The 8,358-nt window shown below is 76.7% G+C and carries 2 protein-coding genes; both read right to left on the bottom strand.

The window, feature by feature from the left end:
• Window positions 1-1,005: beta-ketoacyl synthase N-terminal-like domain-containing protein (locus tag ACX9I7_RS32075; protein ID WP_459389334.1), on the bottom strand; the 1,005-nt coding region annotated here is incomplete at its 3' end.
• Between the two features lie 11 nt (window positions 1,006-1,016).
• Window positions 1,017-8,358, bottom strand: a 7,342-nt coding sequence (locus ACX9I7_RS32070) for a type I polyketide synthase (protein ID WP_459389333.1), incomplete at its 5' end; no start/stop codon positions are given.

The following is an 8,358-nucleotide window of genomic DNA, read 5'->3' as shown; positions in this document are numbered from 1 at the left end:
CTCGGCGGCCGTCAGGCCCGCGTTGGCCAGGGCGCGGCGGATGACGCGCTGCTGGGCGGGGCCGCTGGGGGCGGTGAAGCCGTTGGACGCGCCGTCCTGGTTGACCGCCGAACCACGCACCACCGCCAGCACCGGGTGGCCGTTGCGGCGGGCGTCGGAGAGGCGTTCGACGAGGAGCATGCCGACGCCCTCGGACCAGCCGGTGCCGTCGGCGGTGTCGGCGTAGGCCTTGCAGCGGCCGTCGGCGGCGAGGCCGCCCTGGCGGCTGAACTCCATCAGGGAGCCCGGTGACGACATGACGTTGACGCCGCCGACAAGGGCCATGGAGCACTCGCCGGCCCGCAGGGCGTGGATGGCGGAGTGGAGGGCCACGAGGGAGGAGGAGCAGGCCGTGTCGACGGTGACCGCCGGTCCTTCGAGGCCGAGCGTGTAGGAGAGCCGGCCGGAGGTGGCGCTGGCCGCGATGCCGGTGCCGATGTCGCCGGTGGCGTCGGCGAGGGAGCGGACGAGGAGGTAGGCGTAGTCCTGGCCGTTGGTGCCGACGAACACGCCGGTCCGGCTGCCGCGCAGGGTCGCCGGGTCGATGCCGGCGCGTTCGATCGCCTCCCAGGACGTCTCCAGCAGCAGGCGCTGCTGGGGGTCCATGGTGACGGCCTCGCGCGGCGAGATGCCGAAGAAGTCGGCGTCGAAGTCGGCCGCGCAGTCGAGGAAGCCGCCTTCCTGGCTGACGCTGTTGCCGCGCTTGTCGACTCCGGCCTCGCGCAGCGCCGCGAGGTCCCAGCCCCGGTCGGTGGGGAAGCCGGAGATGGCGTCCCCACCGGCGGCGACGAGGTCCCAGAGGTCCTCCGGGGTGTGGACGCCGCCCGGGTAGCGGCAGCTCATCGCGACGATGGCGACGGGCTCGGTGGCGGCGGCCGCCAGGGCGCGGTTCTGCCGGCGCAGGTGCTCGGTCTCCTTGAGGGAGGCCCGGAGAGCTTCGACTACTTTTTCGCTGGGCGTGGTCATGTTCCGCTCTCTCAGCCTTCGTCGTCGTTGGAGCCGGTGGTGCCGGGAGTGCCGTCCAGCGCCGCCCGGACGAGGGCGTCGACGTCCATCTCGTCGATCGATTCCGCGTAGCCGCCGTCCGGGTCCGCCGGCCGCCCGGTGGTGGCGTCGTCGGCCGCGGCCGTGGTGGCGGCGAGCCTCAGCAGGGGTTCCAGCACGCCGATCTCGCGCAGTTGGGCCACGGAGACGGAGGCGAGCAGGGCCCGGATGCCGGCCTGGTCGATGCCGTCGCCGATGCCGCCGTCGATCCCGCCGTCCTCCGCCGTGCCGTCGTCGCCGTGTCCGGCGCCGGGCAGCAGCTCGCGCAGGACGTGGGCGGCCAGGTCGACGGGGGTGGGGTGGTCGAAGACGAGCGTGGCGGCCAGGGTCAGCCCGGTCACGGCCGTGAGCTGGTTGCGCAGTTCGACGGCGGCGAGCGAGTCGAAGCCGAGGTCCCGGAAGGCCCGGTCGGCGCCGACGGCGTCGGCGTCGGTGTGGCCGAGGACGGCGGCGGCCCGGGTCCGTACGACGTTCAAGACGGTCTCGGTGCGCTGTGCCGCGCTCTGGCCCGCCAGCTTCTCGCGCAGGGCCGCGCCGTCCGCTCCCGGCGCGGTGTCGTCGCCGCCGGGACCGGCCGGGGCCGGGTCGCCGGCGGGGGCGAGCTCCGCGAGGAGGGGGCTGGGCCGGACGGCGGTGAAGGCGCGGACGAACCGGGCGGGTTCGACCTCGGCGACGACCTCCGTCGGCCCGTTCTCCATGACGGCCCGGCGCAGCGCGGTGACCGCGAGGCGCGGGTCCAGCGGCCGGATGCCGGTGCGCTGGGCGGCGGCGGTGGCGCGGGCGTCGGCGGCCATGCCGCCGCCGGCCCAGGCGCCCCAGGAGATGGAGGTGGCGGCCAGGCCCTCGGCGCGGCGCCGCTCGGCGAGGGCGTCGAGGAGGGCGTTGGCGGCGGCGTAGTTGGCCTGGCCGGGGTTGCCGACGGTGGCGGACGCCGAGGAGAACAGGGCGAACACCGTGAGGTCGAGGCCCCGGGTCAGGTCGTGGAGGGCGAGGGCCGAGGCGGCCTTGGCGCGGTGGACGGCCGCGAACCGCTCGGGGGTCAGGCCGTCGATCACGCCGTCGTCGAGGACGCCCGCCGCGTGGACGACGCCCGTCAGGGGGGTCTCGTCGGGGATGTCCGCGAGGAGGGCCGCGAGCGCGGCGCGGTCGGCGACGTCGCAGGCGGCGAGGGTGACCTCGGCGCCGAGCGCGGCGAGTTCGGCGCGCAGTTCCCCGGCGCCGGGGGCGTCGGCACCCCGGCGGCTGACGAGCAGCAGGTGTGCCGCGCCGGCCTCGGCGAGGCCGCGTGCCACGTGGGCGCCCAGCGCCCCGGTGCCGCCGGTGATCAGGACGGTGCCGGTGGGCCGCCACTCCCGTACGGGCGCGTCGGCCGGTACGGGCACGAGCCGGCGGCCGAAGACGGCGGAGGGCCGGACGGCGAGCTGGTCCTCGCCGCCGGAGTCGGCGAGGAGTCCGGCGAACCGGTCCGCCGACCGCTCGTCGAGGGTCTCCGGCAGGTCGATCAGGCCGCCCCAGCGGCGCGGGTGCTCGAGCGCGGCGACCCGTCCCAGGCCCCAGACGCCGGCCTGGGCGAGGCCCGGTACCGGCTCGGCGGGCGAGACGGCGACCGCGCCGCGGGTGACGCACCACAGGGGCGCGTCGATCCCGGCGTCGCCGAGGGCCTGGACGAGGGCGGTGGTGCGCAGGGTGCCCTCGGGGACGCCGTCGGTGTCGCCGGGAGCGGCGAGGGCGAGCAGGGAGAGGACTCCGGTGAACTCGCGTCCGGTGGCGGCCTGTTCCTTCAGCAGCGCGGCCAGGTCGTCCCGGCCGGTTCCGGTGGTGACGTCCAGGCGTACGGCCCCGTCGCCGAGGCGGGCGAGGACGCCGGTGGCCCAGGGGTCGTCGGCCTGTCCGGCGGGTACGACGGCGAGCCAGGTGCCGGCCGGGCAGCCGGTGGGCGCGGCGGTCAGGGGCTTCCAGACGACGCGCTGGCGCCAGCCGTCCACGGTGGACCGCTCGGCGCGGCGGCGACGCCAGTCGGCGAGCGCGGGCAGGACCTTGGCGAGCGCGTCGCCGTCGACGTCCAGCTCCGACTCCAGCGCGGCGAAGTCCTCGCCGCCCACGGCGGACCAGAACGCCTCGTCCTCGCCCCCGGTCGTGCCGGAGGCGGCGGCGGGCCGGTGCTCGGGCCAGAACCGCTGGTGCTGGAACGGGTAGGTGGGCAGGTCCACGCGCGCCGCCGGGTCGGCGGCGCCGAGGACGGCCGTCCAGCGCGGGCTCAGGCCGTCGGCGTGGAGCCGGGCCAGGGCGGTGAGCACGGACGTCTCCTCGTCGCGGCCCTTGCGCAGCGCCGGTACGGTCACCGCCCGGGAGGAGGCGGCGTCCAGGGTGTCCTGGGCCATGGCGGTCAGGACACCGTCGGGGCCGATCTCCAGGAAGCGGGTGACGCCGCGCCCGGTGAGGGCGGTGACGCCGTCGCCGAACCGGACGGCCTCGCGGACGTGCCGCACCCAGTACTCGGGCGAGCACAGCTCCTCCCCCGTCGCCAGGTCGCCGGTGAGGCAGGACACGAGCGGGAGCGCCGGCGCGGCGTACGTCACGCCGCGGGCGGCCCGTCGGAAGTCCTCGAGTACGGCGTCCATGTGCAGGGAGTGAAACGCATGGCTGACCAGCAAACGCCTAGTCTTGCGGCCGTCGGCGGCGAACTTCTCCGCGACGGCGAGCACGGCGGTCTCGTCGCCCGACAGGACGACCGCCCGCGGGCCGTTGACGGCGGCGATGGACACGCCGTCGACCAGCCGCCCCGCGATCTCGTCCTCGGTGGCCTGGACGGCCACCATCGCACCGCCGGAAGGCAGCGCGTTCATCGACCGCGCACGGGCCGCGACGAGGGAACACGCGTCCTGGAGGGAGAAGACGCCCGCGATGTGCGCGGCGGCGATCTCACCGATCGAGTGACCGGCCACGTAGTCCGGCCGCATTCCCCACGACTCCACCAGCCGGAACAGCGCGACTTCGAGGGCGAAAAGCGCGGGCTGGGTGAAGCCGGTGTCGTTCAGCGCGGTGCCGTCCTCGGCGAACATCACGTCGCGCAGGGGCCGGTCCAGCACACCGTCGAAGTGGGCGGTCACCGCGTCCAGCGCCTCGGCGAAGACGGGGTACCGCTCGTACAGCTCGCGGCCCATGCCCGGGCGCTGCGAGCCCTGGCCGGAGAAGAGGAAGGCGAGCTTTCCGGCGCGTCCCGCCGTGCGGCCCTGGACGACGCGCGGGTCGGCCTGGCCGTCGGCGAGGGCCGTCAGGCCCTCCAGCAGCTCGTCGCGGCTCGCGGCCAGGACGGTGGCCCGGTGCTCGAAGGACGACCGGGTCGTGGCCAGGGCCCGGGCCAGGTCGGCGACGGTCAGCCCCGGGCGGCCCGTCAGATGGGCGGCCAGGCGGGCGGCCTGGGCCTTGAGGGCCTCGGGGGCGGCCGCCGAGACGGGGACGGGCAGCACGACCGGGCCGCCGTCCTCGGGCGCGCTCGCGCTGGCAGGCACCACGACCGGCTCCGGCTGCTCGATGATGACGTGCGAGTTGGTGCCGCTGGCGCCGAAGGCCGAGATGCCGGCCCGGCGCACGCGGCCCGTCTCCGGCCAGTCGGCGCGCTCGGTGAGCAGCTCGACCGCGCCGACCGTCCAGTCCACGTGGGTGGACGGCTCGTCGATGTGCAGGGTGCGGGGCAGGACGCCGTGGCGCATGGCCATGACCATCTTGATGACGCCCGCGACACCGGCGGCGGCCTGGGTGTGGCCGATGTTGGACTTCACCGAACCGAGCAGCAGCGGACGGTCCTCCGGCCGGTCCTGGCCGTAGGTGGCCAGCAGCGCCTGGGCCTCGATGGGGTCGCCGAGGGTGGTGCCCGTGCCGTGTGCCTCCACCGCGTCCACGTCGGCTGCCGTCAGCCCGGCGTTCGCGAGGGCGCGGCGGATGACGCGGCGCTGGGAGGGCCCGTTGGGGGCGGTCAGGCCGTTGGAGGCGCCGTCCTGGTTGATGGCCGAGCCGCGCAGGACGGCCAGCACCTCGTGACCGTTGCGGCGGGCGTCGGAGAGCCGCTCCAGGACGAGGACGCCCACACCCTCGGACCAGCCGGTGCCGCCCGCCGACGCCGCGAAGGCGCGGCAGCGGCCGTCGCCCGACAGGGCGCCCATCTCGCCGAACTCGATGAAGTTCACCGGGGTGGACATGACCGTCACGCCGCCCGCGAGGGCGAGCGGGCACTCGCCGTTGCGCAGCGACTGGGCGGCCAGGTGCAGGGCGACCAGGGACGAGGAGCAGGCCGTGTCGACGCTGACCGACGGGCCCTCCAGGCCGAAGGTGTAGGACAGCCGGCCGGAGAGCAGGCTGGCCGACTGGGCGGTCTGCGCGTGGCCGAGCTGGCCCGCCTCGGGGCGGTAGTCGCCGGTGCCGCCGCCGATGAAGACGCCGGTGTCGCCGCCGCGCAGCGCGGCCGGGTCGATGCCGGTGCGCTCCAGCGCCTCCCAGGACGCCTCCAGGACGAGGCGCTGCTGCGGGTCCATGACCATGGCCTCGCGCGGCGAGATGCCGAAGAAGCCCGGGTCGAAGTCCGCGACGTCGTAGAGGAAGCCGCCCTCGCGGGTGACGCTGCGGCCCCGGCCGTCCCGGTCGCCGTGGACCATGCGGTCCAGGTCCCAGCCCCGGTCGTCGGGGAAGCCGCCGATGGCGTCGGTCTCCCCGGCGACGAGCTCCCACAGGTCCTCGGGCGAGCGGACGCCGCCCGGGTAGCGGCAGCTCATGCCGACGATCACGATCGGGTCGTCGGCGGCGGCCATCGTGGCGGGCACGGCGGTCCGGCGCTCGTCCTCGCCGTCGCCGCCGAGGAGTTCGGCGAGCAGGTGGGCGGCGAGGGTCTCGGCCGTCGGGTAGTCGAAGACCAGGGTGGCGGGCAGGGTGAGCCCGGTGGCCGTGGCGAGCTGGTTGCGCAGGTCGACGGCGGTCAGCGAGTCGAAGCCCAGGTCCCGGAAGGCCTGCGCGGCCGGCACGTCCGCCGGGTCGGCGAAGCCGAGCACGGCGGCGACCTCGGTGCGGACCAGGGTGAGCAGCGCCTCGGCCCGGTCGCCCTCGATGAGGGCGGCCAGTTCGGCGCGCAGGCCGGTCGCGGCGCCCCGCTCGTCGCCCTTGGCGGGCGTCAGGGCGGCGCGGGCCTCGGGCAGTTCGGTGAAGAGGACGGTGGGCCGCGAGCGGCCGAAGGCCGGGGCGAACCGGTCCCAGGCCACGTCGGCGACCGTCACCGCGGCGTCCTCGCCTGCCGGGGAGCCGGCCGTGGAGGCGGCCAGGGACAGGGCGAGCGCGGCGAGCGCGCGCCCGGGGTCCATGGCGGGCAGGCCGTTGGCGCGCAGGTGGGCGGCCAGGCCGTCCGGGGTGGTGTCGGCCCAGGCGCCCCAGGACACCGACAGGCCGTGCAGGCCGCTCGCCCGGCGGCGCCGGGCCACCGTGTCGAGGTAGGCGCTCGCGGCGGCACCGGCGCCCTGGCCGCTGACGCCCCAGACGCCGGCGATGGAGGCGAAGAGGACGAACGTCACGTCCGCCGCGCCGTCACCGGCGGCCGCGTCGACGGCGGCCTCCAGGCCCGCGACGTCCGCGCGGAGCGCGGCGAGGTAGGCGGCCGGGTCCGAGTCGGGGCCGGTGTCCCGGCCCGTGTGGACGACGGCGGTCAGCGGGTGCTCGGCGGGCGCCGCGGCGAGCGCGGCCGCCACGGTCTCGCCGTCGGCGAGGGAGCCGGTGGCGACCGTCAGCCCGGCGCCCAGGCCGGCGAGTTCGGCCTCCAGAGCCGCCACGGCGGAGGCGTCCGGTGCCGTGTCGCCGACGAGCAGCACGTGCCGGGCCCCGCGCTCGGCGAGCCAGCGGGCGGTGTGGCCGCCGAAGCCGGCCGGGCCGCCGGTGACCAGCGCCGTGCCCGAAGTCCGCCACGCGTCCGGCGCGGTGGGGGCGGCGACGCGCACGAGCCGCCGGCCGAGGAGGCCGGAGGAGCGCAGCGCCAGCTGGTCCTCGCCGTCGATGCCGGCCAGGGCGGCGCGGAAGCGGTCCGCGCCGCGCCGGTCGAGGACGTCGGCGACGTCGATCAGGCCGCCCCAGCGCTCGGGCCGCTCCAGGCCCATGACCCGGCCGAGCCCCCACGCGGCGGCTCCGGCGTCGTCGGCGACCGCCTCGGAGCGGCCGGTGGCGACGGCGCCCCGGGTGACGCACCACAGGGGGGCGTCGACTCCGGCGTCCACGAGGACGCGCAGGAGTTCGTCGGGCGCGGTCGTCACGGACAGGGAGACGACGCCGGTGAAGTCCGTGCCCAAGGTGGCGAGGCGCTGCGTCAGCGCGGTGTGCTCGCCGTCGCCGACCTCGACGCGCACGGCGTCGTCGCCGAGCGCGTCCGCCAGCGCGGAGACGTACGGGTCGTCGGCCTGGCCCGCCGGGAGCAGCGCCAGCCAGGTGCCGGTCAGGGCGCTCGCGCCCGGGACCGCCAGCGGGCGCCAGGTCACGCGGTACCGCAGACCGTCGACGGCCGACCGCTCGGCGCGCTTGCGGCGCCAGGACGACAGGGCCGGTACGAGGGCCGACAGCGCGGCGTCGTCCAGCTCCAGCTCGGCCGACAGCGACGACAGGTCCTCGCGCTCCACGGCCGACCAGAAGGCGGCGTCCACCGGGTCCCGGTCGCCCGCCTCGCCGTGGCCGGCCGCCGTCGCGCGCTCCGGCCAGTACCACTGGCGCTGGAACGCGTACGTCGGCAGCGGCGTCCGGCGGGCGCCCGTGCCCGCGAACCATGCCGCCCAGTCCACGGGGACTCCGGCGACGTGCAGCCGGGCCAGGGCGGTGAGGAGAGCGGTCTCCTCGGGGCGGTCCTTGCGCAGGGCGGACACGGCCGCAGTGCCGTCGAGGGTGTGCTGGGCGAGGGCGGTGAGGACACCGTCGGGGCCGAGCTCCAGGAAGGCGGTGGCGCCTGCCTCGCCCAGCGCCCGGACGCCGTCCGCGAAGCGGACGGTCTCCCGGACGTGGCGCACCCAGTAGTCGGCGCCGCACAGCAGCTCCGGCGAGGCGATCTCGCCGGTCACGTTGGACACGACGGGAACGCTGGGCGCCCGGTACGACAGGCTCGCGGCGACCCGGCGGAAGTCCTCCAGCATCGGGTCCATCAGCGGCGAGTGGAAGGCGTGGCTGACGGAGAGCCGCTGGGTCTTGCGGCCCTCGGCGGCCAGCTCCTCGGCGATCCGCAGGACGGCCTCTTCCTCACCGGCGATGACGACGGCCTCG

Source organism: Streptomyces sp. L500, assembly GCF_054551825.1.
Note: the sequence above shows the minus strand (reverse complement) of the source record. Positions and strands in the feature narration are given on the sequence as shown.